The organism is uncultured Shimia sp. (genome assembly GCF_913054185.1).
Taxonomy (GTDB): Bacteria; Pseudomonadota; Alphaproteobacteria; order Rhodobacterales; family Rhodobacteraceae; genus Shimia.
In genome coordinates this window covers 1-23,028 of record NZ_CAJXIV010000064.1, presented here as the reverse complement: position 1 = coordinate 23,028, position 23,028 = coordinate 1, and the positions used below count along the sequence as shown (strand labels likewise).

At 57.1% G+C, this 23,028-nt stretch carries 20 protein-coding genes; 15 read left to right on the top strand and 5 right to left on the bottom strand.

The window, feature by feature from the left end; translation table 11 throughout:
* From QZ517_RS13465 to QZ517_RS13450, 4 genes are all read right to left on the bottom strand, one after another.
* The coding region (locus QZ517_RS13465; protein WP_294227734.1) for an autoinducer binding domain-containing protein at positions 1-397 on the bottom strand (397 nt) is incomplete at its 3' end.
* On the bottom strand, positions 394-1,536 hold the full coding sequence (locus QZ517_RS13460) for an MFS transporter (protein WP_294227739.1): 1,143 nt from the start codon (positions 1,534-1,536) through the stop codon (positions 394-396). The genes QZ517_RS13460 and QZ517_RS13465, both read right to left, overlap by 4 nt.
* Positions 1,537-1,667: 131 nt before the next feature.
* The gene (locus QZ517_RS13455) at positions 1,668-2,156 is read right to left on the bottom strand and encodes a hypothetical protein (RefSeq protein ID WP_294227732.1); all 489 of its coding nucleotides are present in this window, start codon (positions 2,154-2,156) and stop codon (positions 1,668-1,670) included.
* A gap of 3 nt (positions 2,157-2,159) precedes the next feature.
* Entirely contained in the window at positions 2,160-4,877 is a 2,718-nt protein-coding gene (locus QZ517_RS13450) for an AsmA family protein (protein WP_294227730.1), read from the bottom strand.
* Positions 4,878-5,407: 530 nt separating this feature from the next.
* On the opposite strand from QZ517_RS13450, the gene QZ517_RS13445 reads away from it, so the two are divergent.
* The 10 genes from QZ517_RS13445 (at position 5,408) to QZ517_RS13400 (ending at position 16,052) form a co-directional block, all read left to right on the top strand.
* Entirely contained in the window at positions 5,408-6,718 is a 1,311-nt protein-coding gene (locus tag QZ517_RS13445) for a serine/threonine-protein kinase (protein ID WP_294227728.1), read from the top strand.
* Between the two features lie 11 nt (positions 6,719-6,729).
* Positions 6,730-7,866 (top strand): FHA domain-containing protein, encoded by a 1,137-nt coding sequence (locus QZ517_RS13440; protein WP_294227726.1) that lies wholly within the window; start codon positions 6,730-6,732, stop codon positions 7,864-7,866.
* On the top strand, positions 7,850-8,782 hold the full coding sequence (locus QZ517_RS13435) for a protein phosphatase 2C domain-containing protein (RefSeq protein ID WP_294227724.1): 933 nt from the start codon (positions 7,850-7,852) through the stop codon (positions 8,780-8,782). Before QZ517_RS13440 ends, QZ517_RS13435 begins: the two co-directional genes overlap by 17 nt.
* Positions 8,782-9,990, top strand: coding sequence for a hypothetical protein (locus QZ517_RS13430; protein ID WP_294227722.1), 1,209 nt, complete (start codon positions 8,782-8,784; stop codon positions 9,988-9,990). Before QZ517_RS13435 ends, QZ517_RS13430 begins: the two co-directional genes overlap by 1 nt.
* Complete coding sequence (locus tag QZ517_RS13425) at positions 9,987-12,068, top strand: dynamin family protein (protein ID WP_294227720.1); 2,082 nt, start codon at positions 9,987-9,989, stop codon at positions 12,066-12,068. The genes QZ517_RS13430 and QZ517_RS13425 overlap by 4 nt, the downstream gene beginning before the upstream one ends.
* Positions 12,065-13,024 carry a dynamin family protein gene (locus QZ517_RS13420; RefSeq protein ID WP_294227719.1) on the top strand — a complete coding sequence of 320 codons (960 nt, stop codon included), beginning with the start codon at positions 12,065-12,067 and terminating at the stop codon, positions 13,022-13,024. Before QZ517_RS13425 ends, QZ517_RS13420 begins: the two co-directional genes overlap by 4 nt.
* A 62-nt stretch (positions 13,025-13,086) precedes the next feature.
* Positions 13,087-13,449 carry a hypothetical protein gene (locus tag QZ517_RS13415; RefSeq protein ID WP_294227716.1) on the top strand — a complete coding sequence of 121 codons (363 nt, stop codon included), beginning with the start codon at positions 13,087-13,089 and terminating at the stop codon, positions 13,447-13,449.
* Positions 13,446-14,222, top strand: a complete 777-nt coding sequence (locus QZ517_RS13410; protein WP_294227714.1) for a hypothetical protein — start codon at positions 13,446-13,448, stop codon at positions 14,220-14,222. The genes QZ517_RS13415 and QZ517_RS13410 overlap by 4 nt, the downstream gene beginning before the upstream one ends.
* 172 nt (positions 14,223-14,394) lie before the next feature.
* Positions 14,395-15,129, top strand: coding sequence for a FadR/GntR family transcriptional regulator (locus tag QZ517_RS13405; protein WP_294227712.1), 735 nt, complete (start codon positions 14,395-14,397; stop codon positions 15,127-15,129).
* Positions 15,126-16,052, top strand: coding sequence for a sugar kinase (locus QZ517_RS13400; RefSeq protein ID WP_294227708.1), 927 nt, complete (start codon positions 15,126-15,128; stop codon positions 16,050-16,052). The genes QZ517_RS13405 and QZ517_RS13400 overlap by 4 nt, the downstream gene beginning before the upstream one ends.
* A 195-nt stretch (positions 16,053-16,247) precedes the next feature.
* On the opposite strand, the gene QZ517_RS13395 is transcribed toward QZ517_RS13400, so the two are convergent.
* On the bottom strand, positions 16,248-17,276 hold the full coding sequence (locus QZ517_RS13395) for a LacI family DNA-binding transcriptional regulator (protein WP_294227706.1): 1,029 nt from the start codon (positions 17,274-17,276) through the stop codon (positions 16,248-16,250).
* A gap of 204 nt (positions 17,277-17,480) precedes the next feature.
* Between QZ517_RS13395 and QZ517_RS13390 the strand changes: the two genes are divergently transcribed.
* The 5 genes from QZ517_RS13390 to QZ517_RS13370 form a co-directional block, all read left to right on the top strand.
* Complete coding sequence (locus tag QZ517_RS13390) at positions 17,481-18,986, top strand: sugar ABC transporter ATP-binding protein (RefSeq protein ID WP_294227738.1); 1,506 nt, start codon at positions 17,481-17,483, stop codon at positions 18,984-18,986.
* An 11-nt stretch (positions 18,987-18,997) separates the two neighbouring features.
* Positions 18,998-19,999 (top strand): ABC transporter permease, encoded by a 1,002-nt coding sequence (locus QZ517_RS13385; RefSeq protein WP_294227736.1) that lies wholly within the window; start codon positions 18,998-19,000, stop codon positions 19,997-19,999.
* Between the two features lie 122 nt (positions 20,000-20,121).
* Positions 20,122-21,075 (top strand): substrate-binding domain-containing protein, encoded by a 954-nt coding sequence (locus QZ517_RS13380; protein ID WP_294227704.1) that lies wholly within the window; start codon positions 20,122-20,124, stop codon positions 21,073-21,075.
* 71 nt (positions 21,076-21,146) lie between these two features.
* Positions 21,147-22,205, top strand: a complete 1,059-nt coding sequence (locus tag QZ517_RS13375) for a sugar phosphate isomerase/epimerase (RefSeq protein WP_294227702.1) — start codon at positions 21,147-21,149, stop codon at positions 22,203-22,205.
* The coding region (locus QZ517_RS13370; RefSeq protein WP_294227700.1) for a Gfo/Idh/MocA family oxidoreductase at positions 22,202-23,028 on the top strand (827 nt) is incomplete at its 3' end. The genes QZ517_RS13375 and QZ517_RS13370, both read left to right, overlap by 4 nt.

The following is a 23,028-nucleotide window of genomic DNA, read 5'->3' as shown; positions in this document are numbered from 1 at the left end:
AATGGTGCGACAGAAGCAAGGTTTGGCCCCAGACCATACCCAAGTCATTCTCCAATTGGTGTAAGCGGCGGTTTGCCAGTGTCGCGTTGTATTTGTCAGGATCATCATTCCAGAAAATTTCTTCCTGGCCGCTCAGCAACAATTCGGTGCTGATGTCTTCGTCCAACAGGCGATCTTTGCCCACGGCCTCTTCCCATTCTCTCACATAAGAATGACGAAAAAACGCGGCCTCAGTCATTTTCCCGGGCCCCGCCAACCCAATCATGGGAATGACACCATACCCTACACCGTCCACGCCAAGCGCTTCCAAGGCGGTCAGGCAGCGTTGCCACAACATTTCACCGTCTTTGGCCTGTTTCAGGTCATCAGCCAACTGCCCAATGAGATCCAGTTTCATCCGCTCTGCTCCCATTGCGATGTGTCTAGACCCTGGTTCCGTCTGGCCACAAAAGCAGCCACCGGCAAGTAAGCCGCAAAAATCACAACACAAGACAGCAGAAGCCCGTGGGGATCCCAAAGCTGCATGGCAGCGCCGTTGATCAGAGGCCCCACCAAAGCAGCCGCCGCATAAACCGTGCCGAACAACGCATTTGCGGAAATCAATGCCTGCCCGCTGAAGTGATCGCCCACCATGGCCAGACCCACGGCATAAAGTGCCCCAGCACAAGCCCCCCAAAGCGCGATGATCAACAGATAAGTCTGGGATGTGGACGCGGACATCGGCAAGACAAGCGCACACATCATCCCGACAGCGGCACAGCCAGACAAGACCGGCGCGCGACCAAGCTTGTCTGACAAGATCCCCAGCGGCACCGCACCTATCAGGTTGCCAAACGCATAAGCGGTCAGCGTGTAGGCGGCGATGTCAGTGCCCATGCCAACGCGCAGGCTATAAACCGAAAGCAAATAGGCGGGCACATCTTCGTAGAGCCCGTAACAGATCACCGCCGCCACCGCCAAAGGAGCAACGGTGGCCGCTGTACGTGTGCTTATGGGGGCAGAATCCTGATTGGTCAGGATGCGATCAATGGACAGGGCTGCGAGCACGGCTCCGCCCACCATCATCGGCAGGCCAACGGCAGCAAAGGCTGTGACGCCGACAGTACCAAATTGTGGCTGCAGAAGGCTACCAACGGCAATGCCAAGTAGAAAACAAAAGGCATAAATGCCAATGATACGACCGCGAATGGCCGTGGGAGCGGTGGCGTTCAGCCAATACTCAAGGACGCGGAACAACATGCCAATCCCACCGCCAAAGGCAAGGCGCCCCGAGAGCCAGACATCTAACCGGTGAGACGCCGCCAAACTGGTTAGTCCCAGCAGAGAAATCGTGAGGAAAGCCAAGAGCAGCTGTTTGGTGGAGAAGTGGTGGTGCAATCTGGGCAAGAGTGGCATGACAAGCAACCATCCTAGCGCAGGCATGGCGGCGTTGAGGCCAATTCGGGCGGCACCTACGCCACTTTGCTCAAGCCGAATTGCAAGCAATGGAAACGATACACCGTACCCAAGTGTCAGAAGAAAAACCGCGAAGAACATTGCGGTGGTAAGTTTCGTTACGCGTAACACCTAAAACACTAGGGCAATTAGTTACCAACAGGTGGACGCCACGCTATCCGAATATCGATCCCTAAATCAAGCACCCCTAAAAGCTGCAACTGACAGGAGGGTTATTCGCCCTCAAATTGCGTTCGACACGCTTTGATGCTGTGAAGGCCTTTCATGCTGCCACTCAGGTCCAGGTCTTCGGATTTGCCCGACCCTCCCTGCACCAACACCGAGGTGCGCTTGCCAAACTCGGAGGCAAACTCCGGGTTGTCAAAAAAAGCGTAGCCCCCGGGCAAGCCGGCGTAATGCGCCCCCACAGCTTCGCCTTGAAAGCGGCTGTCGCCAAAATCAAACAGGACGCTGCCGGCTTCGCCGTCAACCACGCCTTCAAACGCCGTATTGTAGGCGGCAAAGAAAGCGCCGTTTTGGTCCGGTACCAGGCCAATCTGCACCAAGGTGCCGCTTTCAAAGGTTTTTTCCATGTAACAGCCGTTGCCGTTTGTGGGGTTGGACTTCACTGTCCAATCGCCAACGACGGCAAATTCCGGATGGGTCTGCGCCAACACAGAGGTTGGCAGAAGCAGAGACAGGCAAATCCAAAGACGGGTCATGGTTCACTCCGTTGCTTGTTCAAGTTGGGCGATGTCCGGCGTGCAAGGCTTGCGGTTTTCGGGCATTTGGTCCGCGCCATCAGCCCGATGGTGACGGGAGCCGCCGATGTCGAGTTTGAATTTTGGGTCTGACAGCTTGCCTTGGACCTCAAACGGCCAGGCGCTGCGGGCCAAAGGTTTGCCCACCCGGCGCGGCTCTGCTCGGATGGAAATGGCGTCACGTACCCAGTCCACCATGCCACGCACCACCATTTGCACGCTGCGGGTCTCGGCCACAACAGACTCAAAACTTACCTTGCCCGCATTGATCCGCACCGGGGCTTTCACGCAGACAATTTCGGTTTGCCCCTCTGAAAACTCCTTGGAGACCAGCCATGGGAAAATGCCAAGCCCTGCGAGTTCCAACAGGCTGGTGGCAATGGCGCCATCCCGCATATTGAGAGAGGCATAGCCCGCCATAGAGTTGGCAAAGGCCTTGCCGGAGGTGATGTTGCCCGTCACGTCAACATTGGCGGACAGCGTGCCACGGGCCGGGATTTTGATGTCGAGCGATTTTAGAATTTTGCCAAAGTCCCATCCACTTGTGGCGCCCTCAATGCGCACACGCTCAGGATTTTCGACGGCATCCATAGAGGCGGTGACTTTGAAAAATCCGGGACCGTAGTAGAGTTCCAACGGGCCTGCTTGAATCTGGCCTTCGTTGGCAATCAACTCACTTTTCATCGACGAGGTGCCGGCATCGCCAATGAACTCGGCAATCTCCAAGGTGATGGCCAAATCGGTTTCTGTCAGGATGCGTTTGAGACTGAAGACCTTGCTTTCCTTCTCCAACACAAGCGGTTGAATGGGGGGGCGGCCGTCATCTGTCTCACCAGTCTCGGTGTCTTTTGCGGCCTTAAGGGCTTTGGCACGCTCATTAAGCTGAACAAAAATCTTGGCACCTTCGCGCAGGTCAATCAGACGCATGCGGTTGCTGAGGATAGCGCCACGGACAACGTTGATATCCTGACTGAGATCAAAGGTCATGTTGGAGGTGAGATCTGTGCCGTCGGCCTGAAAATCAAACCCAATTTTGGCTTCTTTGGCTGCGCCTTCGAGTGTGAATCCTGTGGCAAGCGTCGATACCCCCACCGGTTTGAGGCCCAGCGCGCTCAGGAAAGGCGCGGTGTCGGTGACACCAAACTCAACACCCAGCTTCATGCCTGCAAGTTCCTCGATGCTGGCAACAACCAAATTGGCGTTGAGGGTCCAAAGCTCGGTGTTAACCGTGCGTGCCTCCAGTTTACGCAGGCTGAGGGCGCCGTTTTGATCCTCAATGACAAAGTCAGCTTCCACGCCACCAAATTTGGCCACCTCTTCCGGCGGCAGGTTTTTGAGGAGAAGCTCGGCGGATCCTTTTAATTGCCCGGTCAGGTCCACAAGACTTAGGCTCAGCACATCGCCAATGTCGCCTTGAGCCGTCAGATAAGGCGCATCCTCTGGCCCGGCCTGAATGGAGATATCACGCAGGCCAAGAGTTTTGGCCTCAGACCGGTAGATACTGCCAATTGAGATCGGGCCAACCCGGTCCAACCCTTGGTCAAAGGCGTTGGTGTTAATGAGCAATTCCTCAAACGTCAGCTTGCCGTCGGCAGTGAGAATATGGGCATTGATTTCGGTGAGCTTAAGCTCCTTAAGGCTTTCGGCATCAGCTGGTGGCTGCCCCTCTGGATGCAGACGCGCGTCAATATGGACGTCAAAACCCGCGCGGGTGAAGAGATTGTCGACACTCCCTGTCACCGTAATGGCCTGGCCTTTCTCCAACTCCAGGGAGGTTCGCAGGCTTGCCAAAGAGAGCTGTTTGGGGGCGCTGGTGACATCCACCGACAAAGTGCCCACACCTTCGAGGCTGCGGGCCAGCCCAAGGACCTCAAACACGTCGCCAATTTGGCCGGTGTTCAGCTCCAATTGTGCGGTGTAACCCACGGCCGCGTCTGGTAGGGCTTCACCGTTGTAACTGAGGGAAATGTCGCCAAATTCCAATTGGTTGGTGAACGGAGCGCCGCGTGGGTATTTGCCATCCCACGTAAAGGTTTCGCCGTTCAATGACCCTGCGCCTGTGACCGAAACCAGTTGACCGTCTTGCAATTGCTCAAGCAGGATTTTTTCCAGTTCAAAAATGAACTCGAAGCCGCTTTCTTCGTCCTTCGACACCAGCCCGATATTGGTGAAGGACACAGTGCGATCGCTCAGAAAAGAAATAATGGAGGGCTTGGAGTGTTTGGGAGCGGCTTGGGGAGATTTGCTGGCAGACGTGTCTGAAGCGGCCGATTGCACTGGCGTATCCGGCTTGGTCCAACTGGTGGTGCCGTCAGCTTGGGTGATCAAGTTGGCGTGCAACCCATCAATGGTGAGATTGTCGATGTCGATGCGGCGCTCAAACAACGCTGGCAAATCCAGCTCCCATTCCAGCAGGTCCAGCTCCGCGAGGTTGAGCGAAGTTATGTTCTCGCTTGGGATGCTGGCACCGCTGACGTGGACTTTGGTGGTGCTGCCCAAAACCACGCGCACGTCACCGTCGATCAAAAAGGATTGCCCGATTTGTTCGGTCAAAAGATCGGACACAAAATCCTTGCGCCATCCGCTGAACAGCGGCGTGGCCAAAGCGGCCCAAATCAGCGCGCAGAGGGCCAAAGAGAGTATGACAAGCCCGGCAATAATTCTCAAAATCCAGCGTCTCAAAACGGGTCCTTTCTCGGAGGGCACCATGAAAACTCAAATTGTCTTGCACCGTTTTTCCCAAGTGAGGACAGCGCCAAAATGGGCGCTCTTGAGAGGCGAGCCTCTGCAACCGATGCGGTCTATTAGGATCATGGCACAGATTTAGGCGTGTTGAGAATAGTTTAGGTGCACGGGCACTCTTTCCAGCCGTCGCCCCCCTGGCAGCAGGGCAAACGCGCGAAATTTACCAATTGTTAAGGCGTGCCTCCCAGACGCCGCAGCCAGAACCTGAGACCCCCATTCCTCCAAGCCGTTAAAAAACAACCATCTTTCAGGACAAAACAACAAACCCGCGCGCGACACGTGGCACACGGCAATCGTTTTTTGAATTTCGGCTTCGCCCTCTATTCGCGTCAAACCTGAACGGAGTGCCACAGCGCTTGCGCAGTGCTGCCACGATTGGAACACATTTCCTCCACAGCTTGGGCATGAAGGTGAGAACTTGCTGCCGCATTTCCTCCTGGTCGCATGATAGAGAGGAAACTGCGTAGATGGATTACGCTGACGATACCGTGACTGCGCTGCCTGCTGGCACTGAACTCCTGCGGGGGCAGTACCGGATCACGCGCAGTTTGGGCCAAGGGGGATTTGGCCTCACGTATCTCGCCAGCGATAGTTTGAACCGCACTGTGGTGATCAAAGAATGTTACCCGTCCCAGATTTGCACCCGCGATGGGATGCATGTGGTTCCAGCTGACGCGGAGAGCGCGCCGTTTTTCACTTCGGTGTTGGACCAGTTTCAAGCCGAAGCACATCGCCTGGCCGAGCTGGATCACCCTAGAATTGTTGCGGTGCATCAAACGTTTACGGAAAACGGAACCGCCTACACCGCGATGGATTTTGTCGAAGGGGATGACCTGCATGAGTTGGTGGATCACGCACCCGGGCGGCTGACGCCGCGGTTGGTTGACGGGTTGTTGCGCCAGGTTTTGGACGCGTTGAGCTATTTGCATGACCGCGGTGTGTTGCACCGGGATGTGGCGCCGGACAACTTGATCCTGAGCGAGACCGGCGATGTGACGTTGATTGATTTCGGCGCGTCTTATTCGACGGATGATGCTGAAAACGGGCAAAACCAACGTATGTTGGCAGTGAAAGACGGCTATTCCCCGCCCGAGTTTTACAGCGCGGAGGGGGCGCAAGGGGCGCACAGCGACATGTATTCGCTTGGCGCGCTGTGTCATTTGATGTTCACAGGGGAAGCCCCACCGGATGCACAGACACGATTGGATATGATCGCTGAGGGGCGAATGGACCCCTATGTGCCACTGGAATCCACCGATTTTGAGATAGACATTCGCCTAAAGCTGGCCACAGACCGGTCGCTGGCAATGACAGCAGCGGACAGGCTGGGCTGTGCAGATGAGTGGTTGGCCGTGATGGACGGGCCAATCCCCAAACCCTTGCCGGTGTTTGACCCTGCGGTCATTGGAGTGATCGAAGACCTGGTCAGCAAGACCAACAAAATGCTGACTCCGGGATTGCCAAAGGTGCTTCAGAACCCCCTGAAGGCGCTGGAAGAGGCGCGACAGACCCCGCCACCCAAGCAATATGTCGATATCTTTGGCAACCCAATTGAAGACGTGGAAGCCTATCTGAAAGAGCAGGACCGCTTGAGCCAAAAGCGGTCAAAATCTCGCACCCGACTTTTGCAACAAGGGGATCATTTGCGCGCGTCTGGCGCGCAGCCCCCGGTGCAGGTCACGTCCAACCGGACAAGCGGCGGATCACTGTTTGAAAAGTTCTGTGATCGGCTCAAAGGCGACCGGTCTTCCCCCAACACCCGCCTATTCCTAATCTGAAGGGACACCCCATGCGGTTCATTCGCGATATCATTGCCGAGAAATCCCAAGCTGCGGGCCAAAATGAGGCAGCGGCGTTACGCTACCCGCTGCGCTTGCGTGATCAAGATCGCGCGGATGTGGCCCCTGAGGCCACGCCGCAGGTGAACATTGAGGCAGAAGCCCCCCCAGAACCTAAAGCACAGGTGGCGCAGTTTGTGGCGCCGCAGCCGCCGGAAGTGGAGGAGGTGGACACACCTGTAGATCTTTCGGCCATTTCGGCGGCTTTGGCACCGAAGCCATCGGTGCAAGCGCCTACGCCTTCAGAGCAGGAGTATGTGGAGGATCTGCCTTCGCAGGCGCTCGAGGCTGCGGCATTCGATTTTGACGAAACACTGCCCCAAGAGGTGGAACCGGACCCATTTGCCAACTTGATGGCTGCGCAAGAGGCGGTTGAGCCACCGCGCGCACCTGACAGGACCATTGCGCCAACAGCAGCAGTCGGGACACAAAACCACGCGGCGCCTGAGCGGACATCTGATCCACTGGCAGCGACACCCGCTGCGGCACAGCCAGAGGCGCGCGCGCCTCAGGCGGAAGCATCACTCGCGCCAGCAGAGCCAGTGGCCCCAGAAGTCGATCTGGCGGCATTGCAGGCCAATATGGCGGCCAGCAAACCCGCCACGGGGCGGGGCTCAAAAGGACGCGTGAAAACCCGGCTTCTGGGGTTCAGCGCCCCGGCAAGCCAAGCGCATGATCCAATGGCACAGACCCAACAAGCTGCGGCCTCGGCCCAAGCGAAGTTCCCGGTGGGCTGGCTGGTTGTGGTGGATGGCCCCGGCAAAGGGGCGTCGTTTTCGCTGCATGACGGGTTGACCCAAATAGGCCGGGGCGAAGGCCAAACCGTGCGTTTGGACTTTGGCGACAACACCATTTCACGCGAAAACCATGCGGCGATCGCTTTTGATGGCGAACAGGGGCGGTTCTTTTTTGGCCATGGCGGCAAAACAAACCTTGTGCGGCTAAATGGGCGACCCGTGCTGAGTACGGAAGACTTGCAGAGCAACAGCATCATCCGCATTGGCGAAACCACATTGCGATTTGTTGCGCTGTGCGGCGAGGACTTTGCCTGGGGCAATGCTGAGGCCGGGCATGACAACCTTGGGTGAGTTGAACTTTGACGTGGCCACGGCGCTCTCGCTTGGGGCGCGGGAGCGGCAGGAGGACACGGTTGTGGCCGACTTCCCGCTGGGCGCGCCTATGGGGTTTGCGGTCTTGTCTGACGGCATGGGCGGCCACGCCTGTGGCGATGTGGCCAGCGGCATTGTGGCGACGGAACTGTTCAGCGAGCTAAAACTGCTCAGCGGTGCACCGGAACAGATGGAACGGGACATTGGTGCCGTGTTGCAAGACGCAGTGGCTGCGGCAAACACCTGTATTCGTTTGTACGAAGATCAGGCTCCAAACACCGAAGGCATGGGCGCAACACTGGTCGCGCCGGTGATTTTTGGGGCGCGGCTGTATTGGGTGTCTGTGGGGGACTCACCCTTGTTTTTAATGCGCGCCGGCAGGCTGTATCGGTTAAACGAAGATCACTCCTACGCGGCGCAGATTGATGTGATGCAGGCGCGTGGGCTTATCGATCTCGATGCAGCGCAGAACCATCCGGACCGCAGCGCGTTGGTCTCGGTGTTGGCTGGGGGCGAGATTGCCAAGGTGGATTGCCGCGCGGAACCGATGACGTTGAAAGACGGGGACATTGTGCTGGCTGCCAGTGACGGTGTGCACACCTTGACCGACGATCAGATCGTCTCCGTGTTGGCCGATAACGAAGAGAAAACAGGCCGCCAAATTGGCGAGTCTTTGGTTGCCGCCGTACTGGCCGCGGCGTGCCCGGATCAAGACAACCTGTCGCTTTGCATCATTAAGGTAACGCAGCGTGATGCAGGTGAAAACACGCGCCCTGCCCCGCCATCCTCTCAAAGCGGTCCACGTGACACAGGCCAAGTTGTGCAGATCGACCGCCGCGCGGATCACCGCACCGTGCGCACCATTGTCAGCCTCACCCGAAAGGTCGGAAAATAATGCGGACACAGCCGGATCAAATCGTTGGGCAGCTGCACTCTGTGCTCAATAGCGGACAGGTGCCCCGTCGCCAGAGAGACCTGGGCGCGGAAATCCTCAGCCATTTGTCGCAAGCGGTGCGCGTGGTTGTATTGGGACGCCCTGGCAGCGGGAAAACCAGCCTGATCAATATGATGCTGGGCCAAGAGGTCTTGCACGCCCACGGTGCCGTCGATGTTGTTGAAGTGGCTCACGGTGCGGTTGCGCAGGTCACGGCCCTTTGGCCGGATGGCACCTCACAAACATTTGCGGGTCATGGCCTGGACGGTCAAGACTGCGGAGGGGCCCAGCGCCTCACGTATGAGGCGCCGATAGACAGCCTCAAAACTTTGTCGTTTTGTGAAGTATCGCAGCCCAGCGACAGGACACGCCAGCAGGCTTTGTTAGAGATTGCGTTACAGCAAGGGCAGGTGTTTGTCTGGTGCAGCGAAGCATTTGATCAAGCGGAACAGGCCATTTGGCAATCCGTACCAGATGCCATCAAAGACCACAGTTTTCTGGCTCTGACCAAGGTCGACCGCCAGATCATGAAGGGTGATTTAGGCGCCCAGATGGCGACGCTTGAAGACACCGCCTCCGAAGAGTTTCTTGGGTTACATCCTGTCGCCACCTTACATGCGCTCAAAGCTCGCGCGGGCGGGGATGCGCAAGAGGCGTTGTGGCTAGCGTCCGGCGGTCAGGAGCTTGTCGCGGCTGTAGAGGCACAGGTGCGAAAAGGCCGCGCGGCGGATTTGGATCAAGCGCGGGTGCTGCTGGCGCAGCTGGGCGAGGTTGTGGGAGCCTCAACACCGGCGAGCGAGCAAACGCCTACAAACCAATCATCACTTTCATCGACATCGACCGCTGACACACAAGCCGCATTGCTGGATCAGCTACAAACACATTTGCAATCCGCGGCACAGGAGATGTTGAGCGATTTGGACGATGGGAAAATCCCCAACTCCGAAGGTTTGCTGACCCGCTGTGCCTCTACTGTACGCCAATTGACCTCGCTTCTGACTGCGGACGACGGTCAGGAACCGGATGCGGCAGGTCTTTTGGAGGATGCCCAAGACGGCGAAGAGACGTTGATGTTGTTGCAAGTAGAGCAAAGCCCATCAGCGGCGGAGGATGCGGTCATTCTGCTGTTGCAGCTTCGCAAAGAAATTGGCGCGAGGGCACAGGCATGAACATGCAAATCCGACAAGACAGCAAGCCCGAAGTACGCACCTCGCGACGCATTTCCAACCTGCGCACAGGGCTGGAAGGCTTGGGGCAACTGGGCAAAGACCTGGATGAACTGGACCACTTGCTGGCGCAGCTGGCGCAGGTAGCAGGCAAAAACTCGGCCAAAACCGTGGAGAGGCTGCGCAAAGATGTTGCCGGGTTTGAGCCAACCATTACCGTATTGGGACAGGTGAAATCCGGTAAGACCACCTTGGTGAACGCCATGGCCGGATGGGCGGATTTATTGCCTTCTGATGTGAACCCGTGGACCTCTGTGGTGACATCGTTGCATCTAAAACCAGCATCACGGCCGTCGGAAACCGGGGCCAGCTTTCAGTTTATGACCGAAGACAACTGGGATCGGTTGTTAAACCAAGGCGGGCGAATTGGCGAGATGGCCAGCCGCGCGGGGGCCGAAAGCGAGCTGGCCAAGATTGGCGACCAGATAGAGAAGGTCCGCGCCAAGGCACAAAAACGGCTGGGCAAGAAGTTTGATTTGTTGTTGGGGGAAACCCACAACTACGGTTACTTCGACAAAAACCTGCTAGAGCGTTACATCGTTCTGGGGGACGATTTTGGTGAAGAGGACAGCGAACAAGGGCGGTTCGCCGATATTTTGTCCTCTGCCGATCTCACGCTGAACTGTGACACGGTGCCGGTGCCGATCTGTCTGCGCGACACGCCCGGCGTGAACGACACGTTTATGATGCGTGAACAGGTCACCATTCAGGCGCTGCGCAGCAGTAAGATTTGCGTGGTTGTCTTGTCCGCCGGTCAGGCGCTGACCTCGGTTGACATGGGGCTTATCCGGCTGATCTCCAACTTGAAATCGCGCAATGTGCTAATCTTTGTGAACCGGATTGACGAGTTGCCGGACCCGGCCAATCAAGTGCCTGAGATTGAGGCCAGCATCCGCCAGACCCTGCACAACAAGCAGGGGCCGGAAGACGCGGAAATCCTGTTTGGCAGTGCCTATTGGGCCAACAAGGCGTTGAGCGGCGACATTGAGGGCATGCCGGAGGTTGCCAGCAAAGCCTTGTTTGATTGGGCAGAAATTGCATTGGACCAACAGCATGGCCAGATGCAACCCCATGAAATGGTGTGGGAGTTGTCCGGCATGGGACATCTCTATCGCGCGCTGTCGGAGCGGGTGATCGAAGAGCAGGGCCAGCAGCTTTTGCAAAAAACCTCCAATGCTGCGTTGACGGTGGCCACAAGTGAATTGGCGGCGGGCATGGTGCAGATAGGTGCCAAAGATGGCAGCAGCGCCAACCTGTCGACCTATGATGCGCTCAAGGAGTTCCGGGGAATTGCGGCGTTTCACCAGCAGGCCTTTGCGGAAGAGTTGGAGGCCGTGATTGCCGAGTATCACACCCGTGCAGACCGGGCCCATGCGAAGTTCATTGACCGCGCGCTGCGTTCACTGCTGACCCATTTGGAGACCTACGGCAAAGAGATTGTCTGGGACTACGATCCGGTTGGTTTGCGCATGTTGTTGCGCACGGCGTACTCAGCTTTTGGTGCAAAGGTGCGCGGGCTGGCACAGGTGCGGTTTGAAGCGGCGATGACGGATGTCGCAATGCTTTATGCAAACACCTATGGCCATGCGGTCGAGGGCATTCAGATGGCGCCGCCTGCCCTGCCCGATCTGCCCGCGCCGGTTGCGTTGGGGCAAACCATTGCGTTGGATTTCAACGACGGGTGGTGGATTTCATGGTGGAACCGCATTCGAGGTTTCAATGCGTTTTCCAAACGGTTTCAGAACCTGATCGCGCGGGAGACTGAGGATTTTATGGCGCAATCCAAAGACATTCAAACCAGCCAGGTGCGGGTATTGGCGACAACCTGTTTGCGGGAGTTCTTTGAGGAGCATGATGTGATTATGCAGGACATCAGCTCTGCGCCGCAAAGCGCAGAAATTGAGAAGCTGTTTCAAGGCGGCGAGGAAGGCCAGAAACGTGCGCAGTTGGAGGCGCTGACCATGCAGTTTGACGGGCTGTTGAAAGGCTGCGGTGTTGCGGCAGGAGGGATCATGCCATGAACGCTCAGGACATTGATATCGTGGCGGAACACACGCCACGCAAACCTCGCATTGCCTTGATGGGCGAGTTTAGCGCCGGCAAAAGCACCTTGATGAACTTGCTGCTGGGCTGTGACCCAATGCCGGTGCGCATCACCGCAACGCGGGTGCCGCCGGTGTGGGTCACACATGGGCCGCGTAGCGCGCGCCTTGTGCACGATGACGGGACAGAAACACAGTTTGACGGGGAGGATCTGAGTGCTGCCCCTATGGATGGGTGTGATCTGATCCGGTTCTCGATGGATTCCGATATTCTGAACCTCTGTGACCTGATCGACATTCCCGGCATTTCAGACCCCAACCTGAAGCATGAAACATGGCTTACGTTGATGGAAGATGTGGACTGCGTGATCTGGTGCACCCATGCGACCCAGGCCTGGCGGCAATCAGAGGCCGCTTTGTGGGAGCAAGTTTCACAGCAGATCAAGGGGCCAAATCATCTTGTGGTGACGCAGTTTGACAAATTGCGCTCGGAACGGGATCAGGGGCGCGTGATGGCACGCCTTCAGGCAGAAGCCGGGGAGGCGTTTGATGGCATTATCCCGATCTCCACGCTGGACGCGATCAACGCAGGCGTGGATGAAACCGCCTGGCGCAACAGCGGCGGTGCCGCGTTGATAGAATGTTTGGTGGCGATGTTGGTGGGGGAGACCAGCGTGGCGGCTGCCGGGCAAGGCAATGTTAACGCAGAGCCTTTAGAAGAGTCGCAAGCAGGCACCCCATCTGCGGTTACTCCTCTTCCAAAGGCCTCTGACACACCCTGTGCAACCTCCGGAGCGCCTAGGATGGCAAACGATGACCAAAAGAAAGTGGTGCCGCGCCGAGTGCGCCCGCAAACGCCCAATCCGGAGCGGCCATCAAGTGACGAGCTACAAGATGTGCCGTTGCAAGCCTTTGGCGGGTGTGGAGAAATTTGAAGTGGTCCCGCGCTTAAGGCGCCGTTTTGTGGGGATCGCGTGACGTTGAAGGATTGCGATCTGTGACGGTTTCAGACTGTTTAGATGCCTTACGAGCAGAGATCTCCGGCTGCCAAGTGGTGGCCTTCGGGGATACGCAGGCGCGTTTGATCCTCAAAGCGTCCCATGACGCATCCGTGCAAAGGGAAGTGTTGGACGGGCTGTGCGCTGACGCAGCCCGGTGCTTTGCGATGGCCCAGAGCGTGGCAGACCCAACCTGCGGGAGCACGCATAGCATTACCCTCACAGACCGGGATATGCGCGTCTATCTGCGCACCAACGGACGTGAGGACTTTTTGTGCCTGCTCTGCCCGCTTGAAAGTGATCCGGCACAGGTTTTGCCAATCGGCTTTCAGGCCCTCGCCCAATTGGTGGAAACCAAATGATCGCCCCGCGCAAGGATATCACCAGCGCACCACCTTCAGAGGTCGCGGACGCCCGTGCAGCTTTGCAACGGCTGGCAGCTCCCCTGCACGCGCCCTATGGCACATGGCGCACCTTTGAGACGTCAGCAGCCGCAGTGCGGGCCGTGATAACCGAAATTGGAGAAGTGGTGTTGGCCCGTGCCATTGAGGTCACATCAGACGGTGTGCACCAAACGTTTGGTCTGACGATCAGCAACCGCCATTTGGTCGCGCTTTCAGGCCTGCCCATCGACCCAGAAACAGCGGACGCAACAACGGTTGTAAAACACATTGGCGCAGCGCTGGCAGGCGCGCAACGGGCGAAGTTTGACATCGCCTCACGGGTGCCTGACCTGCCAAGTTCTGCGCGGTCATGGTCCTGCAAAGCCTTGATGGAGGCTCTGGGCACCGATGACAAGATCGCGACGCACGCGGTAATTCAGCCGCCGGTGTTTGAAGCTGTGAAAGCCAAAGCGATTGTGTGGCTGCAGCCAACATCTGAAGAGGAAAATGGCGCTGGGGAGGCTCTTGCGGCGCTCCGGCGAGTCGCCGCGTCACGTGCGCAACTGGCCGAAGATCATGCGCAAATTCGGCGCAAGACACCGCAAATGTCTCTGATTTCTCTGTCGCCGAAGCTGCTGTGCGTGGAGATCACCTGGGCCAATGATATGCTGATTGGCCTTTGCGATGCCGATGATCAAGCTGACCTGATTGACGTTTGGCGCCAGTATGTTGCGGCTTCTCAATCCGGATAAACCTCCCACTTAAAGGTGACTGACCAAATGCCACCTGCGTTGTACGTCTTCCCCTTTACGTCCCGTGATCCACCCCGATGTCTTCGCCCCCCTTGTGGTGCCAGCAAAACCTGTATTATAGGTATACAGCTTTCACATGTGTATGCGAGAGCCGCCACTGCAAGGACACGTCATGGCCCATGACCTCGACACTCTCGATCGCCGCCCTCTGTACACACAAGTTGCCGAGGGCATTGCAGCAATGATCAAGGACAACGGATTGTCTCCCGGCGACAACTTGCCGTCTGAGGCGGCGCTTTGCGCACAGGCCGGGGTCAGCCGGGTTGTTGTCCGAGGGGCGCTGGCCCAGTTGGCAGGGGCCGGTTTGATCAAGATCTCAAACGGACGCAAAGCGCAGGTCATGTCTTTGGACGCCGCCGTGCTCACCGCGTCGTTGAGCCAAGGACTGGCAACAGCGCAGTTCTCAGTGTCTCAGGCTCTGGAAGTCCGCAATGGCATTGAGACCAGCACAGCAGCGTTGGCCGCGACAAACAGGTCGGAGACGGATGTTGTGCGACTTCACGCCTTATGCGAGCAAATGGCGCAGGCCGCAGATCACCCCGAAGACTTTGCAGAGCTCGATTATCGCTTTCATCTCGCGGTGGCCGAAGCGACCGGCAATCCGCTTTACGCCTACATTGTCAGTTCTCTGCGCGAGGTGATCAAATCCTCCGTCGCGGCTGGGCGATTGGCGCAACCTTCCCCGCAGGATCACGCCCGCATTCTGAGCGATCACCAAAGGATTCAGCAAGCCATCGCGGCGGGATCTGCGCAGGATGCAGCCCAGGCTATGCGAGATCACTTCTCCGCCGCCAACGCCGCCTTGCTGCGCGACACATCCCCTCAAGACACTGGACAAACATCATGATCCCCTCCCCTTCCCAACCACTCGACATCCTGTGTTTTGGCGAACCGATGTTCGAGTTCTCTTGGATTGACAAAGACACCATCCGCCCCGGCATTGGCGGGGATGTGTCCAACACCGCGGTTGCCGCCGCGCGCGCCGGTGCCAAGGCTGGGATGCTGACCCATTTGGGGCAAGACAACTTTGCTGACCACATTCTCCAACTCTATGCCGACGAAGGCATTGACGCCGCGCGGGTCACACAAACTGACACCGGACCAACCGGGTTGTATTTCATCGAATATGGGCCTGAGGGGCACCAGTTTTCCTACCGTCGCGCTGGCTCTGCGGCGAGCCAGATTGGGCCAGACAACCTAACAGCCGAGATGTTCGAAAACATCGGCGTGTTACACATCAGCGGGATCACACAGGCGATTTCACCGTCCTGCCGCGCCGCAACCCTGCGTGCCGCTGAACTTGCCCGAACGGCAGGCGCGCGCGTGTCTTTTGATACAAACCTACGGTTGAACCTGTGGTCAGCAGACGAGGCGCGGAGCGCACTGGAAGAAATCCTGCCGATGGTCGACATCGTATTTCCCAGTATCGAGGATGCAGAGGCGTTGTTTGGTACCAGCAGCATTAATGCGATTTGCGATCGGTTCCACGCCGAAGGCGCAGATTTGGTTGTGCTGACGTTGGGCGAAAAAGGCGCTGTGGTGTCAGACGCCAACGGACAGATCAACATTCCGCCCGTGCCGGCAGACCTCACAGATGCAACCGGCGCCGGCGATACCTTTGATGGGGCGTTTTTGGCAGAGTATTCAAGGACCTCGGATGCGGTTGCGTCCGCGCAGTTTGCTTGCGCAGCGGCATCGTTGTCGGTTGAAACTGTCGGCGCGGTGACGTCGATTCCGACTTTAGGCGCCATTCAAGCGCGTCGCGCCTGAAAAGAGACGCTTTTGGATCTGAGACCCTGCGTTGGATGGGTGCTGAGGGACATGAAACGCCACCATCGCAAACGCACTTTTCAATATGCGATATCTCAGTGCAGAGCGTGCACGAATTTTTTGAGCTGTGCCTCGGTGCCTTTTTGGACGTCCAAAGATTGAGGATACCCGATTTGGTGGGGGGAGATCACAGACCTACCCGCGGCTCGCCGGTCCGCAACTTTCACGCACCACAAGATCGCCGTGCAGACGTTCACATGCCCTCTCCGCCGATTGACCTTCGAGGCCGTCCAGCAAAAGCGCCATGGCACGCTCGCCAATCTTGTTTCGCGGTTGGCGGATTGTGGTTAAGGCAGGCGTGATGTTGCTCGCAAAGGGGATGTCATCAAAGCCAATCACGGAAAAATCTCCAGGAACATCAAAGCCCCGCAGCCGTAGTGCCGCTATGACCCCAATGGCTGTGTTGTCGTTGAAGCAGAAGAACGCTGTGGGCAGCGTATCTTTGATGAATAGGCGCTCCACTGCCGCACGGCCACCTTCACTGGTGCCATCACCTTCAACCCGCCAGTCGGCCAGCTCTTCGGCACATTCTGCAAGGCCCTTGCGGTAGCCCTCTTGGCGCAGATCGGACAGCACGTCGCCGGTGCCGCCACCCACAAAAACGATCCGGCGATGCCCCAAGGAAACGAGATATTCTGTGGCCATCTTAGAGGCCGCCACATCATCCACACCGACAAAACTGGTCTCGGTTGCCTCTAACGGGCGGCCAACCGCCACCAAAGGCGGAAGTTGTGTCACGGGGTCTTGCGGCGCTCCTGCAACCGGCAAATGGCCCGTCAGCAGTACAAGACCGTCTGCCACACCGGTGGCCAGAAAGCGCATGTGGTTTTCTTCCAGCGAAATGGCGCCTTCCGTGTTGCCAATCAAAATACCATACCCACGCGCATGCGCCTCTTTCTCCAGACCTATGAGCACTCCGGGGAAGTTTGGGTCAGCGATGGACGGTGTCAGCACCATGACCATTTTGGAGCGCTTCATGCGCAGGTTCTGCGCCATCACATTGGCGGTGTATCCTGTGCGCGCGATCGCGTTGGTCACCTTCTTGCGGGTGCTTTCCGCAACTTTTTCAGGATTACGAATCGCCCGACTGACCGTGGCAATGGACACGCCTGCAAGCTTTGCGACGTCTTCAATAGTGGCAGATTTCTTCGGATTTAGTGACACGAATGGTGCGCCTGTTGGTGAAGATTTTTGTTTATACGCACAAGGCGTTTAGAGGCGTTATAGCCGCAATGCGGCATTGTGAAAAGGTTTACATCGCTCAATGTAAAGGTTTACATAAATCATGAAAACGTTTACATCATCGATCCACGACCTCAAAATGAGGCAAGCGTTTAGGGAGGAGACACCGTGCCGGATGGCCAGGCTATAAGTGCACCGATTTTATCGGCTGACGGGATCAGCAAGTCGTTTGGCTCTGTCCCGGTTTTGTTCAGCGTCAGTATGAACATTCGCGCCGGAGAGGTGCACGCGCTCATAGGGGAGAATGGCGCGGGAAAATCCACGTTGATGAAAATCCTGTCAGGTTTTTTGCAGCCAACCTCGGGACACATTCGAGTGGATGGCACAACCAAAGAACTGCCTGGCAACGGCCAATCCGAAGGTCTCGGTATTGTCCTCATCCACCAAGAGCTCAACCTCGCAGAGCAAATGACCGTCGAAGAAAACGTGTTCCTCGGACGGGAACTTCTGAGCCGTGGCATACTGGACCGCACAACCATGCGCGCAATGGTGAAAGGCTATCTGAACGACATCGGGTTGGACATTTCGCCAGAGGACCGCATTTCAGATCTTTCTATTGCGCAAAAACAGATGGTGGAAATTGTCAAAGCGATGAGCCGGAATGCGCGGGTTCTGATCATGGACGAGCCCACGGCTGTCCTGACTGAAGCAGAAACCGAATTGTTCTTTGCCCAGGTTCGTCGACTAAAGGCACGCGGCACAGCCATTGTGTTTGTGTCCCACAAGTTGGCTGAAGTCAGCGCGATTTCCGACCAAGTCACAATTCTACGAGACGGACAGTGGATTGGCACCCATGCTGCCAAAGACGTGACGCCAGACACAATGGCACAAATGATGGTGGGGCGCGAATTGAGCGACTTCTACCCCCCGATGAACGAAGTGGATGTGGATGCAGATCACGTACTTGAGGTGCGCGATCTGGTGGCGCCCGGCGTACACAACGTCAGCTTTGACCTTAGGAGAGGGGAAATCCTCGGGTTTTCAGGTCTGATTGGCGCCGGGCGTACAGCGGTTTTTGAGGCGATTTGCGGCCTGACGCCGCGCGCACACGGCCTCATCAACTTTGATGGAGCTCCCGCGCAATTTGGATCTGTTGCAGAGGCTCGAGACGCAGGTGTTGTCTACCTAACCAAGGACCGCAAAGAGAAAGGCCTCCTGTTGGGGCAAAAAATGCGACCCAACCTGTCCCTCTTTGCATTGCCGAAATTTGTCAAAGGGCTGAGCGTGGATCACAGGGCGGAAGACGCCGCCTTAACGCGTGCCATTCGCCGCTTTGACATTCGGGCCCGCGATCCCAGCGTGAAAGTTGGCGATCTGTCCGGCGGCAATCAACAAAAGCTGTTGCTAGCCAAGGTGATGGAATGTGATCCACGCGTTTTGATCATCGATGAGCCAACTCGTGGCATCGATGTGGGCACCAAACAGCAAATCTATCATTTCATCGCTGCAATCGCAGCCGAAGGGGTGTCTGTGATCGTGGTGTCCTCCGAGATGCCGGAAATCATTGGCCTCTGTCACCGTGTGGTGGTGATGCGTGAAGGCGAAATCACCGGCGTCGTGACCGGCGATCATATCAACGAAACAGAAATCGTGCGCTACGCCGCAGGACTGAAGCGGGAGCGCCAGCAATGACCGAGACAACCATGAGTTCAGCCAAACCTTCGATTTTGCGCGGTTTTGACCTTAAGACCGCAGGTCCCGCCATCGCGTTGCTCATCCTCTGTGTGATTGGGTTCTTGCTCAATCCGGCGTTTCTGAGCGAGGGCAATATCACCAACTTGCTCACGCGGTCCGCGTTCATTGGTATCATTGCGGTTGGCGCAACTTTTGTAATCACCGCAGGCGGGATTGACCTATCCGTAGGCTCGATGGCTGCTGTGATTGCCGGTGTGATGATCATCGTGATGAACAGCGCCGTGGACACGTTTGGCACCGGGGTCACAACGGTCCTGATTGGCTGTGGATGTTCTATTATCCTTGGCCTAGGCGCAGGGCTTGTGAACGGACTTTTGACCACCAAAGGTAAAATCGAAGCCTTCATTGTGACCCTAGGGACAATGGGCATTTACCGCTCGCTGGTGACCTACTTCGCCGATGGCGGCACGCTGTCGCTGAACTATGACATTCGCGGCGTGTACCGCCCGGTCTACTACGACAGCTTTTTTGGTCTGCCGATCCCGGTTTGGGTATTCATCATTGTCTCCATCGCCGGCTGGTTCCTGATGAACCGCACAGCGTTTGGGCGCTACTGCACCGCCATTGGTTCCAATGAGAGTGTCGCAAAATACTCCGCCATCAAAGTCGACCGCGTAAAGACGCTGACCTATGTGATCCAGGGCGTTTGCGTGTCGTTGGCAACGATCATTTATGTGCCACGACTTGGGTCCGCGTCCTCAACCACCGGCGTGCTCTGGGAACTGGAAGCCATTGCGGCGGTGATCATCGGCGGCACTGTGCTCAAGGGCGGCTATGGCCGGATTGGCGGCACCATTCTCGGTGCGCTGATCCTGACCACCATCGGCAACATTCTGAATTTCACTGACATGATCTCCAACTATCTAAACGGGACCATGCAGGGCCTCATCATCATCGTAGCCGTCTGGCTGCAACGTGGAGACTGGGGTCGTAGTAAGTCGGCAGACTAGACGCCGGCACTCGCCAAACGAAGAGTTTCTCGCAGAGCTTTGCGCGAAAGAACCGGGCGTCACCGGAGAGGAGAGGTGCGTCCAAATCACAGGGAAGTCAAAGAACTTTTAGGGAGGATAACATGAAGACCTTTACCAAAATTGGAGCCCTGGCCACGGTGGCCACCATTGCCCTCACGGGCTGGGCAAGTGCCGAGACCATCAAGATCGGCGTGAGCTACCCAACCCCAACCCACGCCTGGGCAGCTGGCATGAACTGGCACGCAGAAAAGGCTGAGGAACGGCTGGAAGCGCTGTATCCAGATGTGGACTTGATCCTGGTGAACTCACCTGATCCGTCCGCGCAAGCCAGCGCGCTGGAGGACCTTGTGTCTGTGCATGGCATTGATGCGCTTGTGGTGCTGCCGTTTGAAAGTGAGCCACTCACCGATCCGGTGTTGAATGTGAAAAAATCCGGCGCGTTGATCACGGTAGTCGACCGCGGTCTGAGCCAGCCGGGCATTGAAGACATCTATGTTGCGGGCAACAACCCGGAGCTCGGGCGTGTGTCTGCGGAATATATGAAAACCCGCCTCAAAGATGGCGACAACATTGTGGTTCTGCGCGGTATCCCGACGCTGATCGACAATGAGCGTTTTGATGCCTTCATGGCGGAAATCGAAGGCTCCGGCATCAATGTGCTCGACCACAAGCACGCCAACTGGAACCGCGATGACGGCTTTGAAGTGATGCAGGATTTCCTGTCGCGCTTCCCCGACATCGACGCGGTTTGGGCGCAGGATGATGACATCGCGATTGGTGTTGTCGCCGCTCTGAAACAGGCGGGCCGTGATGGCAATGGCATGTTTGTGGTCGGCGGCGCCGGCATGAAAGAGACCATCAAAGGCATCATGGACGGCAACGAGCTGGTGCCAGTGGACGTGCTCTATCCGCCAGCGATGATTGCCACCGCGATGGATGTGACTGTGTCCGCATTCAAATCCAACGGTCCTGTGGCTGGCCGTTACATCTTGGGCGCAACGCTGATCACGCCTGAGAACGCGGCGAGCTTCTACTTCCCCGACTCGCCGTTCTAAAGCGCCATTCGGGTACCCGAGAAGAGGCCCCTTCTCCCAAGGGGGCCTCTTCTTCAACAAGGAGAAAAACCATGCAGACAATCAAAGGTCCCGCGTTGTTTTTGGCGCAATTTGCCAGCGACGACGCCCCCTTCAATTCCTGGGACAGCATCACCAAATGGGCCGCTGATTGTGGCTACAAAGGTGTGCAGGTTCCGAGTTGGGATGCACGCCTCTTTGATCTTGCCCGCGCCGCCAGTTCGCAATCATATTGTGAGGAATTGGTCGGTGTCGCACGCGAAAACGGCGTTGAAATCACAGAACTATCTACGCATTTGCAAGGCCAGCTGGTCGCTGTGCATCCGGCTTATGATGAGGCCTTTGACGGCTTTGCTGCACCACAGGTGCGTGGCAATCCTAAAGCGCGTCAAGCCTGGGCCGTGGAGCAAGTGAAGCTTGCAATTACGGCAAGTTACAACCTGGGCATCGCCTCGCATGCGACGTTCTCAGGCGCTCTGGCCTGGCCTTACATTTATCCATGGCCGCAGCGTCCGCCGGGTCTGATCGACACAGCCTTTGACGAATTGGCCAAACGCTGGCGTCCGATCCTGGATCATGCGGATCAGATGGGTGTCGACATTTGCTATGAAATCCATCCGGGCGAAGACCTGCATGACGGCGTGACCTTTGAGATGTTCCTGGAACGGGTCGACAACCATGCGCGTTGCAACATGCTCTACGATCCGAGCCACTTTGTGCTGCAATGTCTGGATTACGTCGGCCACATCGACGACTACGCAGAGCGCATCAAGATGTTCCACGTCAAAGATGCGGAGTTTAATCCTACAAGCAAACAAGGTGTGTATGGCGGTTACCAAAGCTGGGTGGATCGCGCAGGGCGGTTCCGCAGTTTGGGAGACGGTCAGGTCGATTTTGGCAAAGTCTTCAGCAAAATGGCGGCCAACAATTTTGATGGCTGGGCCGTGGTGGAATGGGAATGTTGCCTGAAACACCCCGAGGACGGGGCCCGGGAAGGCGCGGCTTTTGTGCGCGATCACATCATCCGCGTGACTGACACCGCCTTTGACGACTTTGCTGATGGCGGCACCGATGATGAAGCCAACAAACGCATGCTGGGGATCGCGTCATGAGTGGATATGAACGGCCAATTCGGCTGGGTATGGTGGGCGGTGGCAATGACGCTTTCATTGGCGCCGTGCACCGTATTGCCGCACGAATTGATGGGCAGTTTGAGTTGGTTGCAGGGGCGCTATCCTCAACCCCAGACAAAGCGCAAGCGTCTGGGCAAGCTTTGGGGTTGGCACCGGACAGGATCTATGACGACTATAAAGCCATGGCAATCCGCGAGGCCCGTCTGAAAGACGGCATTGAGGCCGTGGCCATTGTCACTCCAAATCATGTGCATATGGCGGCGGCGCGGGAGTTTCTGAAACGGGGCATTCACGTCATTTGCGACAAGCCTCTGACCTCGACCTTGGCGGATGCCCGCAAGATGGCGCTGGCGGTTGAAAAATCGGATGCGCTGTTTGTGTTGACCCACAACTACACCGGCTATCCGCTCATCCGACAAGCGCGGGAAATGGTGGCCAATCGGGTACTTGGCGACATTCGGGTTGTGCAGGTTGAGTATCCGCAAGATTGGCTGACAGAAGCTCAACCGGACGACAACAAGCAAGCTGGCTGGCGCACCGACCCGGCCCGCTCCGGTGCGGGTGGCTCGACTGGCGACATTGGCACACACGCCTTCAATCTTGCCTGTTTCGTGACAGGATTAACCCCAGAGAGTCTATGCGCTGACATTCAGAGTTTTGTGGAAGGTCGCCAAGTGGACGACAACGCCCATGTCATGCTGCGATTTGAGAAGGGCGCCCGCGGCATGTTGTGGTGCTCCCAAGTGGCGCCGGGCAATGAAAATGCCCTGAAGCTGCGAGTGTATGGGGCCAAGGGTGGCAT

What these genes read in the sequence shown, in the direction of transcription:
- QZ517_RS13380 (WP_294227704.1), top strand. Translation starts at nt 20,122, where the DNA reads ATGAAGACCTTTACCAAAATTGGAGCCCTGGCCACGGTGGCCACCATT.
- QZ517_RS13440 (WP_294227726.1), top strand. Translation starts at nt 6,730, where the DNA reads ATGCGGTTCATTCGCGATATCATTGCCGAGAAATCCCAAGCTGCGGGC.
- QZ517_RS13435 (WP_294227724.1), top strand. Translation starts at nt 7,850, where the DNA reads ATGACAACCTTGGGTGAGTTGAACTTTGACGTGGCCACGGCGCTCTCG.
- QZ517_RS13375 (WP_294227702.1), top strand. Translation starts at nt 21,147, where the DNA reads ATGCAGACAATCAAAGGTCCCGCGTTGTTTTTGGCGCAATTTGCCAGC.
- QZ517_RS13405 (WP_294227712.1), top strand. Translation starts at nt 14,395, where the DNA reads ATGGCCCATGACCTCGACACTCTCGATCGCCGCCCTCTGTACACACAA.
- QZ517_RS13455 (WP_294227732.1), bottom strand. Translation starts at nt 2,156, where the DNA reads ATGACCCGTCTTTGGATTTGCCTGTCTCTGCTTCTGCCAACCTCTGTG.
- QZ517_RS13430 (WP_294227722.1), top strand. Translation starts at nt 8,782, where the DNA reads ATGCGGACACAGCCGGATCAAATCGTTGGGCAGCTGCACTCTGTGCTC.
- QZ517_RS13385 (WP_294227736.1), top strand. Translation starts at nt 18,998, where the DNA reads ATGAGTTCAGCCAAACCTTCGATTTTGCGCGGTTTTGACCTTAAGACC.
- QZ517_RS13410 (WP_294227714.1), top strand. Translation starts at nt 13,446, where the DNA reads ATGATCGCCCCGCGCAAGGATATCACCAGCGCACCACCTTCAGAGGTC.
- QZ517_RS13460 (WP_294227739.1), bottom strand. Translation starts at nt 1,536, where the DNA reads ATGTTCTTCGCGGTTTTTCTTCTGACACTTGGGTACGGTGTATCGTTT.
- QZ517_RS13420 (WP_294227719.1), top strand. Translation starts at nt 12,065, where the DNA reads ATGAACGCTCAGGACATTGATATCGTGGCGGAACACACGCCACGCAAA.
- QZ517_RS13445 (WP_294227728.1), top strand. Translation starts at nt 5,408, where the DNA reads ATGGATTACGCTGACGATACCGTGACTGCGCTGCCTGCTGGCACTGAA.
- QZ517_RS13400 (WP_294227708.1), top strand. Translation starts at nt 15,126, where the DNA reads ATGATCCCCTCCCCTTCCCAACCACTCGACATCCTGTGTTTTGGCGAA.
- QZ517_RS13425 (WP_294227720.1), top strand. Translation starts at nt 9,987, where the DNA reads ATGAACATGCAAATCCGACAAGACAGCAAGCCCGAAGTACGCACCTCG.